Here is a 17,864-nt window from a genome sequence, read left to right on the forward strand (position 1 = left end):
TCAGGCGCGCAAGCTGCTGCAGAGCCGTCGAATCGCAGCGGGGCGGCTGATCAGTTGCTGATGGGTCCAGACCGGTATTTCCTCACACCGGCCCAAGGGCAGAACGGCCCTCCAGCCGGGGCAGACCATCAGATCCCAGCGGCAAAAGAAACTGGAGCAGTCGACCCCAGCCAGGGCATCGGGTTGGCGATTCAGCTCGCGCATCAGGCGACTGCCCACTTTCATGTCTGCCGCACCGGCGAGGAGCGGGCGGGGAATCATCTGAGCAGCCAGGGTGCCCTGCTGCGGGCTGCCCACACTGAGGAAGCGCCGGGTGCGCTGCACCCCACCCAGTTCCTGCAGCCAGATCCTGCCGATCACGCCCCCCATCGAAAACCCCAGAAGATCGACCCTGGTGTCAGCACCAAAGCGCTGCTGGATGTGCTGATCCAGGCGAGAGGCCAGCTGCCGCAGGGGAATCCAACCCAGACCATGGGGCAGATGCGGCGCCAGCAGCGGGCGATCGGGCTGGTCCAACCCCTGAATCAATCGATGAAACAGGCGGGGCGTGTCCCAGAGACCATGGACCAGCACCAACGGGATGCTCACAGGGCTGATCTGCCGCCATGGCGGGAGCGTTCCACGAACACGCGGCCGTTAAACCCTGGAACCGGTGCAGCACATTTGGTCAATCGCAGCCAGACCGGGATGGGCCCGTACAACGTTTCCAGCCGATCCAGCATCTGCTCGCTGAAGTGCTCGATCGTGAGGCAACGAACCTGCCGGGACAAGCCTTGCAGGGCCTGAATGGCCACGCCGTAGTCCAGGCTCCGGCTCAGGTCGTCGGCCACGGCAGCAGCCTTCAGATCGAGTTGAACACTGAAATCAAGGCTGAACCATTGGCCATCCCGACGTTCGTGTTCCAACACCCCGACGTGGGCCCACAACCGCAGGTCCCTCACACCAATGCAATCCATCACAGCGGCCGATCGATGTGGGTGAAGACGCGGCTGCCGTTGGCGTAGTCGGCAGCGATGTGGCCCTCGCCGCGCAACCGATAGCGGTAGGTCACCAACCCTTCCAGACCAACGGGTCCGCGGGGCGGCAGGGTCTGGGTGCTGATGCCCACCTCAGCGCCGAATCCGTAACGGAACCCATCGGCGAAGCGGCTGGAGCAGTTGTGATAGACGCCTGCGCTATCCACCGCCGCAAGGAAACGATCAGCCGCCTGGGCATCCTCCGTCAGGATCACTTCGGTGTGACGCGATCCATAGGAGCGGATGTGATCGGTGGCTGCCTCGAGATCGTCCACCAGCTTCACCGCCAGGATCAGATCCAGGTACTCCGTGCTCCAGTCCTCCTCCGTGACCGCTTCCGCCACACCAAGGGCCACGCTCTCGGCATCGCCCCGCAGCTGCACCCCGGCAGCAGCGAAGGCCGGCAGCGCAGCGGCGAGAAAAGGCTGCGCAATCGAGCGGTGCACCAGCAAGGTCTCAATGGCGTTGCAGGCGGCGGGGTACTGGCTCTTGCTGTCCACCGCCACCCGAACAGCTTTGTCGACGTCGGCCGCCGCATCCACGTAGAGGTGGCAAACCCCATCGGCATGGCCCAGCACCGGAATGCGGGTGTTGTCCTGGATGAAGCGCACCAGTTCGTTGCTTCCCCTGGGAATGATCAGGTCCACGAGGCCATCGAGACGCAACAAGGCCAGGCTTTCTTGACGGGTGGTGAGCAGAGCCAGGGCATCGGCAGACACCGGACTGGCCGCCAGGCCTGCCTGCAGGGCCTCCATCACAGCCTCATTGGTGCAGCGAGCCTCACTGCCCCCTTTCAACAGAGCACCGTTGCCCGAACGGATAGCCAGCGAGGCGATCTGCATCACCGCATCCGGCCTGGCTTCAAAGATCACACCCACCACCCCGAGCGGAACGGAGACCCGTTCCAGCACCAGGCCCTGATCCAGCTCCCGATGCAACTGACGACAACCCAGCGGGTCACTGAGGCTGGCCACTTTGCGGACGCCATCAATGGCCGCCGCCAACTTGCTGTCATCCAGCTTCAGCCGCGCCATCAAAGCCGGCGCCAACCCCTCGGCTGCAGAGCGTTGGAGGTCTTCACGGTTGGCCGCGAGGATGCTTTCCGCGCGGTCGGTCAGCGCGTCCGCCATCGCCTGAAGCGCCTGAGCTCTCTGGCCGTCATCGGTCTGCCCCAGATCAACAGCAGCACGGCGGACAGCCGCGGCACGCTGCAACAACGCAGCAGAAGGCTCTGGAACGCTGGACATCAAGGCAATCAATCTGGAGCCATCATCCCGTTCAGCCGCCGCAGAGCGAGTCGCGCAGCCCCCAGGCGTCCAGCGCCGTTCCCCAGACAGGCGCCTTCGATCCGCAACCCCTCCCTTGAGACGACCTGAACCCGCGACTCCACCTCGCGGCGCACCGCCGGCAGAAAGTGGCGGGCAGCACCGGCCAGGCCGCCACCCAGCAACACCAACTGCGGCGTGAACACGTACACCAGCGAAGCAACGCCACAGCCCAGGCGCTCGCCGTAACGGCTCCAAACCTCCAGGGCCTCCGGATCACCAGCATCGGCCTCTGCACTGAGCTCGCGGGGATCGCGATCACACAAGCGCCGCAGGCCGGTGATGCTGGCGAACTGCTCCAGAGAGCCACGGTTACCGCTGTTGCAGGCCGGACCATCGGGCTGAACCCCGATCAGACCGGGTTCCGCTGCAGCGCCGTTGTGGCCCGTGAACAGCTCACCCCTTAGAAGCACCCCTCCTCCCACACCGGTTCCGAGGGTCAACAGCACCACATCATCAACACCACGGGCGGCGCCCAGCCAGGCCTCACCGACCACCGCACAGTTGCCATCGTTGGCAAGGGTGACCCGGCGGTTGAGCCTGGACTCCAGCCAATCCGCCAGCGGCACGTCCTCCCAGCCGGGCAGGTTGATGCAAACCCGGGCCACCCGAGCCGCCGCATCCATGGGACCGGGGAGGCCAATGCCGACCGCCTCAGCCGCATGCTCAGGATCAATCTGTTCAATGGCTTCACACAGGGCCATCGTCACGGCGCCAGGTACGGCGGGCTGCGGTGTGGAGCATTGCGCCTCCGCCAGCACCGTTCCATCAGCACGAATCCGGGCCAGCTTGATCGCCGTGCCCCCGAGATCCACTCCAATCACCTGCGCGGTAGGCATGGTTCAGAACCGGAAGAACACCTGCAACTGGCTCTGCCAGGTGCCATCGGCATCCATCGACGCAGACATGGTCGTGTTCGGCGTCAACCGATAAGAGACAGTCCCTTGGGGAGGAACATCAACATCGGTTGTGTTCGGTGCCATCAGAACGGAAAGGTTGAACCGGTTGGTCAATGCCACACCGAACTCAGTAACCCATGTGAGTGTTGGCGATACACGGCCCGAGGTGCGCTCCTCCTCTGATTTCAACTCAGGATTGACGTAGGTCGGGAAAATCGCAATCTGGAGCCGTTGACCCATGGCATCGGTCAACGTGCCCAGTACCGGTGAGAGCAGCGATTGGCTCAGCATTGTGGCCAAAGCGGCACCACCAGTACTGCCTAAAGAAGCCAAGGAGTTACCACCGATCAAACCCAACAGCTGCTGCTCGCTCATCGGTGGGGAGCTACGCAAAACAAGATTTTTGCTGTCACCAAGACGGTTTGCCGGGCCTGTGGCCTGGACCATGACCTTTACCAGCCGGAGCTGAGCAACCCCGGCGGGAGAACTACCCGTGCCATTCAATGCGAATAGATTTGCAGTGGTGATTTGATCGCTGGTGCCCGCGCTGACGGTGTCGGAAACCCTGGCTTGCAAAGCGATATCCACGTAGGGGACTAGCCCCAAAGAGGGGGTAAATACTGCAACGTTCTCCTCCTGAGGATCCAAACGGAGTGGAGCGAGAGGTGGAATCCAAATCCTGCCGGAATTGAGCCGAATCAAGCCCCTTGCCTGCAGAGAGGGATCCAAGGGGCCGTTCAACGTCACCACACCACCCCCTTTGAAACTGATCGAGGGCATTAGCACCCGGCTATCAGGGCCGAGGGCCAGCCGAAGATTTTCAAATCGGATAGCCGGCAGCGTCGGCATGAACCGTTGGGGCTGACCTGGGCCCTGGATGGTTGTTTTGGATCCCATCAGGACCAGAGGTTTCTTGAAATCCCAGTCCTCCTCCAGAAGTGTTTTGAACGATTGGGGACCGGGCTGCTCCGCAGTAGTGGCACCCTCCTCACTGTTGGGGACCAATCGCTTAAGTCCACCCCGCTGTACAAGTCCGAAGGAACCGGACTGGGGCCGAAGCGTGCCCCGCGAGAGTTCCAGATTTCCGGAGAGGACGGGTTGCAGCAAAGCTCCAGACACCTGCAGTTCGCCATCGGCCTGGAACTGCACGATCGGCTGACGAATCTGAGCTTGGCTGAGTTGCAGGGTGAGCGGTGAAGCTCCGCTCTGGGGGGTGAACAAGCCAAGGCTTCCTGAACCGCGCAGCGAGCCGCCGCGGCCCACTTCAGCCTCCAGGCGTTGCACCAAGACGCGATCGAAATCGAACAGGATCGAGGCGTTGATCCGACTCAGCTCCTGTTCACCGATGCTGAGATCTCCATTGCTGACCACCACAAAGCCATTGGCTTGCAGTTGGTTCAACGGCCCGCGCAGCAACAGCCGCAGATTGGTGATCCCCCGCTTCACGGCCAAGGAATTTCCGGCGAGAAGCGTCAAAACGCCAAGAGCATCCCCATGGCTTTCCAGCCTCAGGTTCAAATCCGAATCAGGATTAAAGGGCAGCGTGCCGGCCACGGTGACGGCTTCCTTGCTCTCGCCTCCCTTCAGGGCCAGGTTCAGGCGGATCAACTCACGCTCAACGACAACCGATCGCTGCTCCAACTGCAGGGGCTGGCCCGCCAGGCTGGCGGAGTCGAGCACCAGATCGGAAACCAGCAGTGGAGCCGTTCCGCTGAGGTCATAGCGGCCGCGGATGCCAACACTGCCTCGGAGCTGCGGCGGCACAGGAGCCAACAACGCCAGCAGAGAGATCGGAACCTGCAGCAGGGAGAGATCACCGGATCCACCGAGCAGCGGGCCACGAAGCGTGGCGACCATCGGTTGTAGCTGGAGTGCCTTGGCCTGGTCCTCCCCCTCAATCCAAAGATGGGCCTTGGCGATCAGATCGGCCTTCAGGCGCTTTGGATCAGGACCGTCGATCGTTCCCGACAGATTGACCCGCCCTTCCAGGCGCTCCAGCTCAGGGCCCTTGCGGGGGTGGGCCAGGGCATAGGCCTCAAGCGCCCGGCGCGATTCCGCAAGAGCTCGCAACTGACCATCAAGCGATCCACCAAAGGTGTTGATGAACAGGGTTCCGAGATCCTCGGCACGGCCGGGGGCCAAGCCCGGTTCGGGATCGCTCCCTCTCAACTGACGGGCCAGAAGTGTCAGCCAGGTGACATCCAGGCCTTCGGCATCGATGCCGCTGTGCATCCAGCCACCCAGGTCGCCACGGGCCTTCAGCCGAATGCTGCCCTGCAATGGCGTCAGTGCTGCATTGGCCTGAAAACGCCCATCCCCGAGGGAACCCTCCAGCTCGAGGCTCTGGACGGCAACCCCCGCCATCGAGCCGTCCGCAATGACGGCAGACCCACGGATCGCGAGGGGGCCCATGGCAAGGCTCCCTGCACCCGAGAGCTGACCTGCCACCGCTTTGGGCTGGTTGACCGGAGGCACGATGAAACGAAGTCCATCGATGTTGAGGTCCGCTGCACGCCAGCGGTAGCGGCGTTGCTCTCCAGCCGGATCCAGCCCGTGCAAGCGCAACTGCCCCTCACCCCGGCGCAAGAGCACGGTCTTGGGCCAAGCATCGGCATCGAGTTCAGCCACGAGCGAGCCGGGCACGACAGGATGCTGGGCCGCCATCGCCAGACGAGCACCACGGCCCAGTTCACCGTTGAGGCTGCCTTGCCAGCGTTCGGGAACCTGCAAGGCACCAACGCGGGGTTGATTCAGCGTCAGGCTGATGTCGGGCTGAAGCCCCGACAGAGGACCCATCACGCGACCCCGCGCCGCCACCTGCCCGCCCAGCGGCGTACCGATCAAGGGGGTGAAACGGCTCAGGCTGAAAGGTTGGAGTTCAAAGCCGCTCTGAAGCTCACCGGTTTGCAACCGCCCCTGCGCCAGTTGCACAGGAAGGCGCGCTTCCGCCCGCAACAACGGACTGGTGAAGTGATCCAGCACCAGGGCGGAGTCCTGCGAGGACCATCGGGTCTGAAACGACCACTCATCAAGCAACGGGTTGGACGCCTGGCCAAGCTTCAGGCTCAGCTCCGGTGAGGCCAACCCACCACTGACGTCGACGCTTCCAAGGAGCGGAGCGGTGTGGCCCAGTCCGGCCTGCAGGGTCGGCAGCGCAGACCAGAAGCGGGGATCGATCTGCAGCTCCGTGCTGCCCAGATCCAATCGGGATCCAATCGTCCCGGCCAGCCCAAAGCGCAGTCCCGGGGCACTGAGGCGGAGCCTGTCCACGGCAACAGACGGTTGCTGGTCTTGCAACCAGGGGGTGCGCCACTGAGCGTCCAGCATCAGGGCTGTGTTGAGCCCTGTGGCCTCAGGCAGCTGGATCTCACCATCTGCACTCCACCGGGGCTCCCCCCAGGGGCCCTGGATCCTGAGCTTCAACCGGTCCTGGCTTGCAGAGCTGAGGTCTGTACGGAGAACGTCAGCCTGGAGATCAAAGCTCTTGTTCAAGGCAACGGACCCTGAGACCCGAGCCTCAAAGGCTCCAAAACGCAGTGTTGCGGGCTGCAAGGTGAGTTGATCGCCCTTGCAAGCGACCCTGAGGCGATTGCTGTTCAGCGCAGCAAGTTCGAGACGCTTGAGGCTGAGCCCACCTCGACAGTTCAACGACCCATCGGCCCAGCCGATCTGAACATCTCCCTCCAAGGTTCCAGAGGCATCCAGATCCTGAGCGGGGGCGATGACGGCCCCCAACGGTTTCAGGTTGAGCCGATCCAGCCGCGTTCGAAGCCTGAAGCGAGGGCGATCCCAATGCCCTTGTGCATCGAGCCGCAGCACCCCTTCTGCGTCGAGCCAGCGAAGTTCCGATGCGGTACTGAAAAAAGCCTCCCCGAGCCGCACTGCGCCCCGACTGCGGAGTTCAAGGGTCTGCTGCTGAGGACCGAAACGAAGCAATGCAGGATCGGCCAACCGGTACTGCACGCCAAGTCGCGGCAGGGTGCCGTCGCCGCTCAGGGGCCCAAAGGTCCAGTACCGACCAGCCTCATTGGCCTGCAACTGACCACGCAGCCTGTGCACCGTGATCTGCAGAACCGGTTGCAGACGCCGAAGACTCGCCAAGGGAGCAAGGCCCACCTCAAGCCCCGCCAGGCTCAGCTCAGAACGATCCGCCGCCGACGGCAAGATTCGACTCGGCCCGATGGCGATCCCCAGGCCCAAGGGGCGAAGTCCCTCGTAAGGGCCAAGATCCACGTCGTGGCCCAGAGGACCCGACAACGTGCGCTCCAAGCTGGGGCGCGCCCGGCTCAGGATGCCTTCGGCAGCGCGGTCAAGGGCGATCAAGCCTGCTGCTCCAGCCCCGACCAGAACAAAACTTCCCGCAACCAACCAGGTCCTGCGCCGCGTTTTCCCCATCAGACGCGGCGGTCTCCCCGGAATCTCGCGCAATATAAGGAGACTGTTTTCAGTCCACCAGACCCCATGGCCTTCGATCAGCTGCTGCTTACTGCCGCTCCCTGGCTGGGTTGGTCTGGGCTTGGGCTTGGAGCGCTAACGGCAGTTGCCTTTCTCGCCAAGTGGGGCATTCGGTTTCGACTGGTCGGCGTGAGCAGCTTCACCCTGCTGCTGGCCGTGAGTTGCTGGGCATTCGGCGTGAGCTACACACCGCCAGTGGTGGTGGAGGGTGCAGTGCGGGCACCGATCGTGTTCGATAACGGCAACGACCTGGTGGTCGCCCAGGTTCCTGCCGACCTGGCCCCAACCACAGTTCAAGCCACCCTGGAGCAATTGGAGGGCAACCTGCGCGGCTCAGGTCGCTCCAGCAGCAGCGTGCTGGTGCGGTTGCGGGGCATCCAGGCGGAGGGCGATGGGCTGGGACGCCCCGTCATCCTTGGCGAGGTGAGCAAGAGCTTGCGTTGATGACGAACTTCAACGACGCGATCGAGGAGCTCCCCCAGTCGTTTCGCAAGGAACAACAGGAACTGGATCGGGCCGGTATCAAGCGCTGGTCCAGCATTCGTGATCTAACGGATCTGCAACTGAGCCAACTCGCCCGCAGTGGCCAGGCTTCGGCCCGAAACCTCAAGCGGCTGCGGGGCATGGCCGATTTGGTCTGCCGCTTGGATTTGCCTCCCCAGGACGCCGCGCTGCTGATGCATGCGGGCATCGCCACGCCCGCCGCACTGGCGGCATGCACCCCCGAACGTCTCGTGCGCCAGACCGGAAGGCTGGAGCGCAGCCTTGGAACCAAACGGCCTGCCGTGGTGGATCTGCGGGTGGCCGGCGATTGGATCCGCCGAGCCAGGCAACTGGCGAACTGACCCCAGCCACGCTGCCTTGGCATCCAAACCTGCGTATGAACCTGTTATGGGCTTGAAACTCCTACGCACAGCTTTGATCGCTCTGGCGCTCCTGGGCTCACCATTGCTCGTGGTTGCCGCTGACTCGGACTTGCTCAACAGCGTCAAACGCAATCCTGAACAAGCAAAGGCCATGTGCCGTTCGTTCCGGCAAATGAACGCCAACGGCCGATCGCCATTCTCCAAGCCCTACATCAACCAGGTCGCCGCCAGCGAGAAGCTGAGTTTTCAGGATGCGGAAATCCTCATGACCTACATCGTGGGGATGCATTGCGCCGATGTCCGCTGAGACCAGCGGAATTGTCTGCCGGTCTGCAGCGCTGAGGACGGCCGATGGCGTGGAGCTGCGTTCACGGTTGTGGCATCCCAGCGGCGAAGGCCCCTGGCCAGCCCTGCTGATGCGGCAGCCCTACGGGAGCCGCATCGCCTCAACCGTGACCTACGCCCACCCCAGTTGGTGGGCGTCCCATGGTTTCCTGGTAGTCGTTCAGGACGTCCGAGGACAAGGCGAGTCGGAGGGACGTTTCCGGGGTTTTGGTCAGGAAGCAGCCGACACCCCCGCCACCCATGCCTGGGTGCGGCAGCTGCCGGAATGCAATGGACGCCTGGGGGTCTACGGGTTTTCGTATCAGGGCCTGACCCAGCTCACCGCAGCTGAATCGGCCCCACCGCCGGAGTGCACCGCTCCGGCGATGACCGGCCTGGACGAACGACGCCATTGGAGTTGTGAAGGCGGTGCCCACTGGTGGCACCTCGGCCTGGGATGGGGGCTGCAGCTGGCGGCCCTCCAGGCCCAGCGACGCGGAGATGCAACGGCCTGGCTGGAGATCCGCCAAAGCCTTGAAGACAACCGCTATCTGCGGGACGGACCAACCCTGCTGGAGCGCCATGACCCCGAAGGCATGGCCTGGAGCTGGTTGAACAACGACCCCAGCAACGATCAGCAGTGGACGGTTCATCACGCCCCGGAGAGCTGGCTCCAGCGGCCGATGCTGTTGATCGGTGGATGGTGGGATCCGCATCTGGTGGGTCTGCTCGACCTCTGGCATCGCAGCCAAGCGGCCGGCGGGCAGCCATCCCTGCACATCGGGCCTGCCTCCCATCTGCAGTGGTGGCCGGAAACCCAGCAGCTGATGCTTCAGTTCTTCCAACAACATCTGCAGGATCGCCCCCCACAGGAACCGCAGCCCAGTCACCAGCTCTGGAACATCACCCAGCATCAGTGGAACGCGATCCCCGCTCCGGCCTCGGGCAGGTCAGCGTCATGGGGACTGCGCAGCCATGGACTGGCCTGCATCGACCCAAGTGAAGGCTCCCTTGTGGCGGATGGAGAAGGAGAAGGAAGCGTGGTCATCGTTCATGACCCCTGGCGACCGGTTCCGGCCATCGGGGGACACCTCGGAACAAACCCTGGCCCCGCTGAGCGCACGGCCGTGGATCAACGCAGCGACGTCGCGACATTCACTACCGCACCCCTGGTCGATGAGCTGCTGCTGTCAGGTCAACCGCACCTCCTGTTGGACGCCGAAGCGGACCAGCCCGGGTTTGATCTCTGCATCAGCCTCTCGCGCCTGCCCGCTGAAACCAACAGCGTTGATCAACTGAGCACGGGAGTCGTCCGGATTCGCGGAGAGGAGGCGTTGCAGCCAGCCAGGCGCAGCGTGATCCTCCAGCCGCTGCACGCGAGCCTGGCTTGTGGCGATCGACTGAGGATCTCCGTTGCCGCAGCAGCGTGGCCGGCCATTGGCGTCAATCCTGGCCACGATGCCGTTGCCTGCGGAGCACCAAGCCCAGAGCATCGTGTGGTGACGCTGACACTGAAACTTGCTGGCTCCACCCTGCAGCTGAACCCCTTTAGTTCCGGCAAACTGAAGCTCGACTGACGTTTGTGCTTTGAAGCTCTCCGCTGCCCTGCTGGCCATCGCTCTGTCGGCTCCCATGGGGTTGATCAGTCCCGCAGCAGCGAAGCAACTCACCAGAACCGAACTCACCCCAGCCCAGGCAACGGCGGCGGCTGAACTGCTGCTGGAGGCGCTCAAAAATCGCCAGGGAGACGTCATGCATGACGCTCTCGCCGCCCCGGTTCAGACCAGCGTTGATATGAACACCGTCCAGGCACGCCTGAACCAACGCGCGGCCATTGATGCAACCCGCGTTGTCAGCGTGACCCCTGGTTACAACACAACAACCATCGATGCGGTGGTGACCACTGCATCCGGTGACGAAGGGGTGCTGATGGTGCTGGATGAGGACGGCAAACTGCTCGCCTGGAAGTGGAGCGACCGGATCCAGCCGATCGAGACAACGGCCCTCGACTTCACCCGCGACCTGGCAGCAGGACGCTGGATTGCCGCGCGATCCAAGATGTCCCTCCAACTCCAGGAGGAGCTGGCCCCGGGAGATCTGAAACGCAAATGGACCAAGCTCAGCCAGGTGTCAGGTGGGTTCCGCAAGGTCAAGGACGCTGTGATCGCCCATCAAGGCGGCGATCAGCAGCTCGTGCTGGTGGCTGTCGCCTTCGGCCAGGCCACCACCAACCTGTTCGTGATCTTTGACGCAAGCGGTCGGATCATCAACGTCGACATTTCCCGAGACTTCGTCTGATCAACAGCGGATCTGTTTCGTAAATCGGGCTTAACATCTCGCCCAATTCACAGATCTCCCATGGGTGTCGCCGCAGTCCTCGACTGGATGGTGCAGGACGGCGAACGGTTGGCGAAGTGTCGCCATGACCACCCGTTTGCGGTGCTTGGTCCTCAACCCTCGGATCAGGGTTGGACCGTGCGGATCTGGATGCCGGAAGCCCAAACAGTCACCCTGTTGCAGGCTGGCGACGAGATCGCCATGACAACGCCAAACCACCCCTGGGTGTTCGAGGCACAGCTCAACAGAGACCCCGGCTGCACGTACCGGGTCAGGGTTGAGCGGGGCGGGATCGTTCACGAACAACACGACCCCTGGGCCTTCCGCGACGAATGGATGGGCGAAATGGATCGCCACCTGTTTGCTGAAGGCAACCATCACCACATCTGGCAAAAGATGGGTGCCCACCTCACCGAGCGTGACGGGGTCAGGGGTGTGATGTTCTGCCTGTGGGCGCCCAGCGCTCTCACGGTCTCCGTGATAGGAGATCTGAATTCGTGGGATGGACGTCACCACCCCATGCAGCAGCGCGTCGGGGGCATCTGGGAACTGTTCATCCCCGGCCTCGAGGAGGGACATCTCTACAAGTACGAAATCCGTACCCAAGAAGGCCACTGCTACCAAAAGGCTGATCCTTACGGCTTCCAGCACGAGGTTCGCCCAGACAACAGCTCCGTTGTGGCTCGCCTGGGCGGATACCAATGGTCCGATCAGGGCTGGATGCAGAAGCGCGACAGCAGCAACGCGCTCGATCAACCGATCTCGGTGTATGAAATGCACCTGGGCAGCTGGATCCACGCCTCAGCAGATGAGCCCTGGATTCAACCCGACGGCACCCCTCGGACGCCCGTTCCTGCCGCGGAGATGAAACCCGGCGCTCGCCTGCTCACCTACGCCGAACTCTCCGATCGCCTGATTCCCTACGTCAAGGAGAGGGGCTTCACCCACATCGAGGTGATGCCAATCACCGAGCATCCCTTCGACGGCTCCTGGGGCTATCAGGTGACGGGTTGGTATGCCCCCACCAGCCGTTACGGAACGCCCGATGAATTCCGGGCCTTCGTGGATCGCTGTCACGCCGAAGGCATCGGCGTGATCATCGACTGGGTTCCGGGCCACTTCCCGAAGGATGCCCACGGCCTGGCCTTCTTTGATGGCACCCATCTCTATGAACACAGTGATCCCCGGATCGGGGAACACAAGGAATGGGGAACGCTGATCTTCAACTACAGCCGCAACGAGGTTCGTAATTTCCTCGTCGCCAACCTGGTGTTCTGGTTCGAGCAGTTCCACATCGATGGCATTCGCGTGGATGCCGTGGCCTCGATGCTCTATCGCGACTACCTGCGTCCCGACGGGGAATGGCTACCCAATGAGAACGGTGGTCGGGAGAACACCGAAGCCGTTCGCTTCCTGCAGCAGGCCAACCACGTGCTGTTCCAGCACTTCCCAGGGGCCCTCTCGATCGCGGAGGAATCAACCACCTGGCCGATGGTGACGCAGCCCACGGACAGCGGCGGCCTCGGATTCAACCTCAAATGGAACATGGGTTGGATGCACGACATGCTCGATTACTTCGAGCTGGACCCGTGGTTCCGCCAGTTCCACCAGAACAACATCACGTTCTCGATCTGGTACACGTACACCGAGAACTTCATGCTGGCCCTGAGCCACGATGAAGTGGTGCACGGGAAGAGCCATCTCCTGCACAAGATGCCGGGAGATGACTGGCAGAAGTACGCCAACACCCGGGCGTTGCTCTCCTACATGTGGACGCACCCCGGCAAGAAGACGATCTTCATGGGGATGGAATTCGGCCAGCGGGCTGAATGGAATGTGTGGGGCGATCTCCAGTGGGATCTGCTCAACTACGAACCCCACAAGGGCATCCAGCGTTTGGTGGATGACCTCAACGTTCTCTACAAGGCAGAACCGGCCCTCTGGCGGGACGACTTCGACCAGTTCGGCTTCCAGTGGATCGATTGCAACGACAACCGGCACTCCGTGATCAGCTTCATGCGTCGGGAGAGTGCAAGCGGCACCTGGCTGGTGGTGGTGGCGAACTTCACGCCCCAAAGTCACTCCCACTACCGCGTGGGCGTTCCTCTCTCAGGGTTCTACGAGGAGATCTTCAACTCCGATGCAGCCAAGTACGGCGGCAGCAACCTCGGCAACATGGGCGGCAAACCAACAGACGAATGGGGCATCCACGGCTACGAGAACTCCTTGGATCTCTGCCTGCCGCCGCTGAGCCTGATGGTGTTCAAGCACGACCCGAAACGCAGCCTGAGCAGCAGCGAGCCGGACAACATCGTGTGACGAACGTGATGACAAAGAGGGGGTAAAGCTCTAGCCAAGGCCTCGATTCGGGTAGGTTTCCGGCTGATCTGACCGGGCTTGATGAGCGACTCTTTACCCCTGCTCCTGCGTGCTGCGCGCGGTGAATCGGTGGAGCGTCCTCCGGTGTGGATGATGCGCCAGGCCGGTCGCTACATGAAGATCTACCGGGACCTGCGGGACAAGTACCCCAGCTTTCGTGAGCGTTCCGAAAACCCTGATCTCTCCTATGAGATCTCGATGCAGCCGTTTCACGCCTTCACGCCCGATGGCGTGATCCTGTTCTCCGACATCCTCACGCCCCTGCCGGGGATGGGAATCGATTTCGACATCATCGAGAGCAAAGGCCCCCAGATCGGCGATCCAATCCGGAGCATGGCCCAGGTGGATGCCCTGCGCCCCCTCAACCCCGCCGAGTCGATGCCCTTTGTGGGTGAAGTGCTGGGTCGTCTGCGCCAGAGCGTCGGCAACGAAGCAGCTGTCCTCGGCTTCGTTGGTGCCCCCTGGACCCTGGCCGCCTACGTGGTGGAGGGCAAGAGCAGCAAGAACTACGCGGTGATCAAGGCCATGGCCTTCCGCGAGCCCGAGATCCTGCACAAGCTGCTCGACCACTTCGCTGAGTCGATCGCCAATTACCTGCGCTATCAGATTGATTCCGGCGCCCAGGTGGTGCAGATGTTTGATTCCTGGGCGGGCCAGTTGAGCCCAGCGGACTACGACACCTTCGCTGCGCCTTATCAGAAGAAGGTGGTGGATCTGGTCAAGCAGACACACCCCGACACCCCCTTCATCCTCTACATCTCCGGCAGCGCCGGCGTGATCGAGCGGATGGCCAACACCGGTGTTGACATCGTTTCGCTCGACTGGACCGTGGACATGGCCGAAGCCCTGGCACGTCTGCCGGAGCACGTTGGTGTTCAGGGCAACGTGGATCCCGGCCTGCTGTTCGGCACCCCGGAGGCGATTGAAGCCCGCATCGATGACTGCGTGCGCAAGGCCCGCGGCCGCAAGCACATCCTCAACCTCGGCCATGGAATCCTGCCGGGTACACCGGAAGAAAACGGTGAAGCCTTCTTCCGGGCAGGCAAGAGCGTGATGGACCGTCTCGGGGCTGTCGTTTGACCCGCATCCTGGTGACCGGCGCCAGCGGATGCGTCGGTCAGTACATCTCCCGCTGGCTTCTGGACCACTCGGATGCCGAGCTGCTGCTCTGGCTGAGGGACCCCGCCAAACTCACCGCTGTTCCGGCAGACCATCCCCGCATCCGCCTCTTGGTCGGGGACCTGCGGGACACCGACCGTTTTGCCCAAGAGCTGGCCTCGGTGAACCGGGTGATTCACACCGCCACAGCCTGGGGTGACCCCGAGCGGGCCGAACAGGTGAATGTGGTGGCGGTGAAACGGATGCTGGCGCTTCTGGATCCCAGCGAACTGGAGCAGGTCATTTATTTCTCCACGGCCAGCGTGCTCGATCGGCACCTGCGCCCCCTGCCGGAGGCTCTGGCCTACGGCACGGAATACATCCAAACCAAGGCTCGCTGCCTCAGGGATTTGGAGCAGCACCCCCTGGCCAGCAAAATGGTGGCGGTGTTTCCTACCTTGGTGTTCGGTGGACGGGTCGACGGCACTAGCCCCTTCCCCACCAGCTACCTCACCGAAGGTTTGGCTGAAGTCAGCCGTTGGCTCTGGCTGGCCCGCTGGCTTCGGGTAGATGCGAGCTTCCACTTCATCCATGCGGAAGACATCGCCCGCATCTGCGGCCTCCTGGCCACACGCCCCCATGAACCGAACCGAGAACCCGGGCAAGGCGCCCTGCGTCGGGTGGTGATGGGACAAGCGGCCATCTCGGTGAACGACACCGTGAAAACCCTCTGCCGCTGGCGCGGTGTGGCCCGAACACCCGGCATTCCGCTCTGGCCATGGCTGATTGAGACCCTGATCCGCGTGCTGCCCATCGAAGTGAATGCATGGGACCGGTTCAGCATTCGCCAGCGCCACTTCATCCATGACCCGGTAACGCAACCGGAACGTTTCGGCGGCAGCAGCCATGCTCCTGACTTGGCAACAGTTCTTAGCGATTCCGGCCTACCCAACCGCGGAACCCCCAGACCCGCGCGTAAGGTCAATACATCGACCTAGCACTTTCATGCGCTCCGTCATCCGCACCATTGCAGCTGCCTGCTGCGCCTTCCTGATGCTGATCGGCCTCAACGTCGGCAGCGCTCAAGCCGCCACTGTTGAAGTGAAGCTCGGCACCGACGGCGGCATGCTCGCCTTCGAGCCCGCCACGGTGAACATCAAGGCCGGCGACACCGTCAAGTTCGTCAACAACAAACTGGCTCCTCACAACGCTGTTTTCGAAGGCCACGACGAGTACAGCCACTCTGACCTCGCCTTCAACCCTGGCGAATCCTGGGAGGAAACCTTCGCCACCGCTGGCACCTACGACTTCTACTGCGAGCCCCACCGCGGTGCTGGCATGGTTGGCAAGGTGATCGTTGAGTGATCTCTGGATTTCTGAGGAAATCTCTGAACATCTCAAACTGAATTGAAATTCCCGGGCTGTGTATCAACCACAGTCCGGGGTTCTTTTTTTTGCCGGCAACGATGGATAGCTTGGGGCATTGAGGGGGGTTGCGATGGCACGCCTATCAGGCCTGATCCTGACGTTGCTGTTGATCGTTGGCGCAACAGGCCTGCTGTCTGCTCCGGCGATGGCGATGGACACGATGGAAAGCTCCGCCCTGGAGCGAGGTGAGCAGATTTTCAACAGCAACTGTGCGGCTTGTCACATGGGGGGCGGCAATGTGATCCGCGCCAACAGAACACTGAAGATCAGCGACTTGAACGACCATGTGGAGGCCTACTCCAGCTCCCCGCTGGAGGCTCTGGAGCATGAGATCGAGGATGGGCTGAATGCCATGCCCAGCTATGCCGACAAACTGAGTGAAGAGGAGATCATGGCGGTGGCCACCTACGTGGAACAACGGGCCGAATTGGGCTGGTCCAGGCGATGAGTCGTGAAGCTCTTCGGGATTTTCTGCGGGCTGTGGAGCACCACCAGGGCTTGCGGCGTGATGCGGCCCAATGCCGTGATGACGATCAACTGTTGGCCCTGGCACGCCGCCACGGCTTCAATGTGATCCAGCGGGATCTCTGCGACGACGCCCGCGAATCAGCCATCACCAGTTGGTTCGAAACCAGCCGGATCCAGCGCTCGTTTCAATCCAATTCCTCCCAATCACCAAAGACCTGATGTCCGTTGTCACCCTGCTCAGTGATTTCATCGACGGCACCAGCATGGCCCTGGCGGAAGACACCGACGCCGCGGATCTGAACGCCTTCATGACCGCCAATCAAGGCCGGCTCTGGGCGAGCGTGCAGCAGCGCCGCCGGCAGCGGCAGCAAACCATCGAGCGGCGAGGTCCAGGAACGGTGTACTTCGCTGCGGACGCCCCAGGAGCTGCGGCCGTGGAGCGCTACCTCGGCAGTGACACGGGCTCAGCTGAGGAAGCAGCAGCGCTGCAGGCCATGCGGAGCGCTGGGGTGGAGATCGCACCCCATGTGGGAGCAGACCGTGAACGCGATGTTCTGCTCAACGGCCGGTTGAAGGACCTAACGGCCCAGGCCAAGGCCAAAGCCAAGGGGTTTGGTTGAAACCATTGGCGATGCAGCGATGACGCTTCCTGAGAACCCGCTTGGCCTGCAGAGTTTTGACGAGCTGGTGGAGTGGACCGTGTCCTACCTCCACTTCAAACACGCCCTGGAGGTGATTGCCTTCACCCCAGAGGTCGCAAGGTCGTATCTCGATCGCTTCAGCGCGTTCAGCAGCCGCTATGCCACGGAGATGAAAAAACAGGACATCCTTGAAGCCCGCCTCCCCAAAGAGATGCGGGAGAGCATCGAAGCCGAAAACGCTCACCGCGCGCTTCTACGGGAGCTGCTCAACGGCTGATCAAACGGTGGACTGAGCCTGCTTGGCCGTCTGCAACACAGCCAGGTAGAGATCCTCGTCAATTTCTCGGATGTCGTACTCCGTGGGTTTCACACCGTGGTGGTGCTCATGCACCACCATCCAACAGCTTCGTTCCAGCTCACCGCCAGCCGTTGCTGCGAGCGCCAGACCCTGCTGCACGAGGGAGTCCACCAGCGGCTGATCAGGCATTGGCATCCAAGGGTTCGGCAAACTCTAAAAAGACACCCCGGTTTGCCGCTCCCTGGCGTGGGGACCGATCCAAAGGCTTCGGTTTGCCCCCACTGAAAACGGAACAAGCCCCATACGGTGAACCCAGTTGAAACGCATCCG

The 17,864-nt window shown here is 62.5% G+C and carries 19 protein-coding genes; 13 read left to right on the forward strand and 6 right to left on the reverse strand.

Features of this window, described 5'->3' with window-relative positions; translation table 11 throughout:
- The 5 genes from SynTAK9802_RS07545 to SynTAK9802_RS07565 are packed head-to-tail and all read right to left on the reverse strand — an operon-like array spanning position 1 to position 7,635.
- Positions 1-588: a triacylglycerol lipase gene (locus SynTAK9802_RS07545; RefSeq protein ID WP_186495619.1), complete on the reverse strand. Its 588-nt coding sequence runs from the start codon at positions 586-588 to the stop codon at positions 1-3.
- Positions 585-956 carry a dihydroneopterin aldolase gene (locus tag SynTAK9802_RS07550; protein ID WP_114988319.1) on the reverse strand — a complete coding sequence of 124 codons (372 nt, stop codon included), beginning with the start codon at positions 954-956 and terminating at the stop codon, positions 585-587. Before SynTAK9802_RS07550 ends, SynTAK9802_RS07545 begins: the two co-directional genes overlap by 4 nt.
- Positions 956-2,263, reverse strand: a complete 1,308-nt coding sequence (locus tag SynTAK9802_RS07555; protein ID WP_186495620.1) for a glutamate-5-semialdehyde dehydrogenase — start codon at positions 2,261-2,263, stop codon at positions 956-958. Before SynTAK9802_RS07555 ends, SynTAK9802_RS07550 begins: the two co-directional genes overlap by 1 nt.
- Before the next feature lie 8 nt (positions 2,264-2,271).
- Positions 2,272-3,180: an ROK family protein gene (locus tag SynTAK9802_RS07560; RefSeq protein ID WP_186495621.1), complete on the reverse strand. Its 909-nt coding sequence runs from the start codon at positions 3,178-3,180 to the stop codon at positions 2,272-2,274.
- 3 nt (positions 3,181-3,183) lie between these two features.
- A complete protein-coding gene (locus SynTAK9802_RS07565) occupies positions 3,184-7,635 on the reverse strand; it encodes a translocation/assembly module TamB domain-containing protein (protein WP_255487716.1) in 4,452 nt (1,483 codons plus the stop codon).
- Positions 7,636-7,701: 66 nt separating this feature from the next.
- Between SynTAK9802_RS07565 and SynTAK9802_RS07570 the strand changes: the two genes are divergently transcribed.
- The 13 genes from SynTAK9802_RS07570 (at position 7,702) to SynTAK9802_RS07630 (ending at position 17,513) form a co-directional block, all read left to right on the forward strand.
- Entirely contained in the window at positions 7,702-8,139 is a 438-nt protein-coding gene (locus SynTAK9802_RS07570; RefSeq protein ID WP_186495622.1) for a DUF2518 family protein, read from the forward strand.
- Positions 8,139-8,540 (forward strand): DUF4332 domain-containing protein, encoded by a 402-nt coding sequence (locus tag SynTAK9802_RS07575; protein WP_186495623.1) that lies wholly within the window; start codon positions 8,139-8,141, stop codon positions 8,538-8,540. The genes SynTAK9802_RS07570 and SynTAK9802_RS07575 overlap by 1 nt, the downstream gene beginning before the upstream one ends.
- 16 nt (positions 8,541-8,556) lie before the next feature.
- Positions 8,557-8,868 carry a hypothetical protein gene (locus SynTAK9802_RS12610; protein WP_255487717.1) on the forward strand — a complete coding sequence of 104 codons (312 nt, stop codon included), beginning with the start codon at positions 8,557-8,559 and terminating at the stop codon, positions 8,866-8,868.
- Positions 8,858-10,462: a CocE/NonD family hydrolase gene (locus SynTAK9802_RS07585; protein ID WP_186495624.1), complete on the forward strand. Its 1,605-nt coding sequence runs from the start codon at positions 8,858-8,860 to the stop codon at positions 10,460-10,462. The genes SynTAK9802_RS12610 and SynTAK9802_RS07585 overlap by 11 nt, the downstream gene beginning before the upstream one ends.
- 10 nt (positions 10,463-10,472) lie before the next feature.
- Positions 10,473-11,183 (forward strand): DUF3887 domain-containing protein, encoded by a 711-nt coding sequence (locus SynTAK9802_RS07590; protein ID WP_186495625.1) that lies wholly within the window; start codon positions 10,473-10,475, stop codon positions 11,181-11,183.
- 60 nt (positions 11,184-11,243) lie between these two features.
- Positions 11,244-13,541 carry a 1,4-alpha-glucan branching protein GlgB gene (gene glgB, locus SynTAK9802_RS07595; protein WP_186495626.1) on the forward strand — a complete coding sequence of 766 codons (2,298 nt, stop codon included), beginning with the start codon at positions 11,244-11,246 and terminating at the stop codon, positions 13,539-13,541.
- A gap of 81 nt (positions 13,542-13,622) precedes the next feature.
- Positions 13,623-14,681, forward strand: a complete 1,059-nt coding sequence (hemE, locus tag SynTAK9802_RS07600) for a uroporphyrinogen decarboxylase (RefSeq protein ID WP_186495627.1) — start codon at positions 13,623-13,625, stop codon at positions 14,679-14,681.
- Entirely contained in the window at positions 14,678-15,697 is a 1,020-nt protein-coding gene (locus SynTAK9802_RS07605; RefSeq protein WP_186495628.1) for an NAD(P)-dependent oxidoreductase, read from the forward strand. Before hemE ends, SynTAK9802_RS07605 begins: the two co-directional genes overlap by 4 nt.
- A 7-nt stretch (positions 15,698-15,704) precedes the next feature.
- Complete coding sequence (gene petE, locus SynTAK9802_RS07610; protein WP_038555756.1) at positions 15,705-16,064, forward strand: plastocyanin; 360 nt, start codon at positions 15,705-15,707, stop codon at positions 16,062-16,064.
- 133 nt (positions 16,065-16,197) lie between these two features.
- Entirely contained in the window at positions 16,198-16,575 is a 378-nt protein-coding gene (locus tag SynTAK9802_RS07615; protein ID WP_186495629.1) for a c-type cytochrome, read from the forward strand.
- Positions 16,572-16,814, forward strand: coding sequence for a Nif11-like leader peptide family natural product precursor (locus SynTAK9802_RS07620; protein WP_186495630.1), 243 nt, complete (start codon positions 16,572-16,574; stop codon positions 16,812-16,814). The genes SynTAK9802_RS07615 and SynTAK9802_RS07620 overlap by 4 nt, the downstream gene beginning before the upstream one ends.
- Entirely contained in the window at positions 16,814-17,215 is a 402-nt protein-coding gene (locus SynTAK9802_RS07625; RefSeq protein WP_186495631.1) for a hypothetical protein, read from the forward strand. The genes SynTAK9802_RS07620 and SynTAK9802_RS07625 overlap by 1 nt, the downstream gene beginning before the upstream one ends.
- Positions 17,216-17,234: 19 nt before the next feature.
- The gene (locus tag SynTAK9802_RS07630) at positions 17,235-17,513 is read left to right on the forward strand and encodes a hypothetical protein (protein WP_186495632.1); all 279 of its coding nucleotides are present in this window, start codon (positions 17,235-17,237) and stop codon (positions 17,511-17,513) included.
- Here the strand turns inward: SynTAK9802_RS07630 and SynTAK9802_RS07635 are convergent, their stop codons facing one another.
- Positions 17,514-17,723 carry a hypothetical protein gene (locus SynTAK9802_RS07635; RefSeq protein WP_186495633.1) on the reverse strand — a complete coding sequence of 70 codons (210 nt, stop codon included), beginning with the start codon at positions 17,721-17,723 and terminating at the stop codon, positions 17,514-17,516.
- Between the last annotated feature and the right edge of the window lie 141 nt (positions 17,724-17,864).

This window comes from Synechococcus sp. TAK9802 (assembly GCF_014279535.1).
Classification (GTDB): domain Bacteria; phylum Cyanobacteriota; class Cyanobacteriia; order PCC-6307; family Cyanobiaceae; genus Parasynechococcus.

Coding starts and splice junctions, on each gene's coding strand:
- SynTAK9802_RS07550 (WP_114988319.1), bottom strand. CDS start 956: ATGGATTGCATTGGTGTGAGGGACCTGCGGTTGTGGGCCCACGTCGGG.
- SynTAK9802_RS07555 (WP_186495620.1), bottom strand. CDS start 2,263: ATGTCCAGCGTTCCAGAGCCTTCTGCTGCGTTGTTGCAGCGTGCCGCG.
- SynTAK9802_RS07560 (WP_186495621.1), bottom strand. CDS start 3,180: ATGCCTACCGCGCAGGTGATTGGAGTGGATCTCGGGGGCACGGCGATC.
- SynTAK9802_RS07565 (WP_255487716.1), bottom strand. CDS start 7,635: ATGGGGAAAACGCGGCGCAGGACCTGGTTGGTTGCGGGAAGTTTTGTT.
- SynTAK9802_RS07570 (WP_186495622.1), top strand. CDS start 7,702: ATGGCCTTCGATCAGCTGCTGCTTACTGCCGCTCCCTGGCTGGGTTGG.
- SynTAK9802_RS07575 (WP_186495623.1), top strand. CDS start 8,139: ATGACGAACTTCAACGACGCGATCGAGGAGCTCCCCCAGTCGTTTCGC.
- SynTAK9802_RS07585 (WP_186495624.1), top strand. CDS start 8,858: ATGTCCGCTGAGACCAGCGGAATTGTCTGCCGGTCTGCAGCGCTGAGG.
- glgB (WP_186495626.1), top strand. CDS start 11,244: ATGGGTGTCGCCGCAGTCCTCGACTGGATGGTGCAGGACGGCGAACGG.
- hemE (WP_186495627.1), top strand. CDS start 13,623: ATGAGCGACTCTTTACCCCTGCTCCTGCGTGCTGCGCGCGGTGAATCG.
- petE (WP_038555756.1), top strand. CDS start 15,705: ATGCGCTCCGTCATCCGCACCATTGCAGCTGCCTGCTGCGCCTTCCTG.
- SynTAK9802_RS07615 (WP_186495629.1), top strand. CDS start 16,198: ATGGCACGCCTATCAGGCCTGATCCTGACGTTGCTGTTGATCGTTGGC.
- SynTAK9802_RS07620 (WP_186495630.1), top strand. CDS start 16,572: ATGAGTCGTGAAGCTCTTCGGGATTTTCTGCGGGCTGTGGAGCACCAC.
- SynTAK9802_RS07625 (WP_186495631.1), top strand. CDS start 16,814: ATGTCCGTTGTCACCCTGCTCAGTGATTTCATCGACGGCACCAGCATG.
- SynTAK9802_RS07630 (WP_186495632.1), top strand. CDS start 17,235: ATGACGCTTCCTGAGAACCCGCTTGGCCTGCAGAGTTTTGACGAGCTG.
- SynTAK9802_RS07635 (WP_186495633.1), bottom strand. CDS start 17,723: ATGCCTGATCAGCCGCTGGTGGACTCCCTCGTGCAGCAGGGTCTGGCG.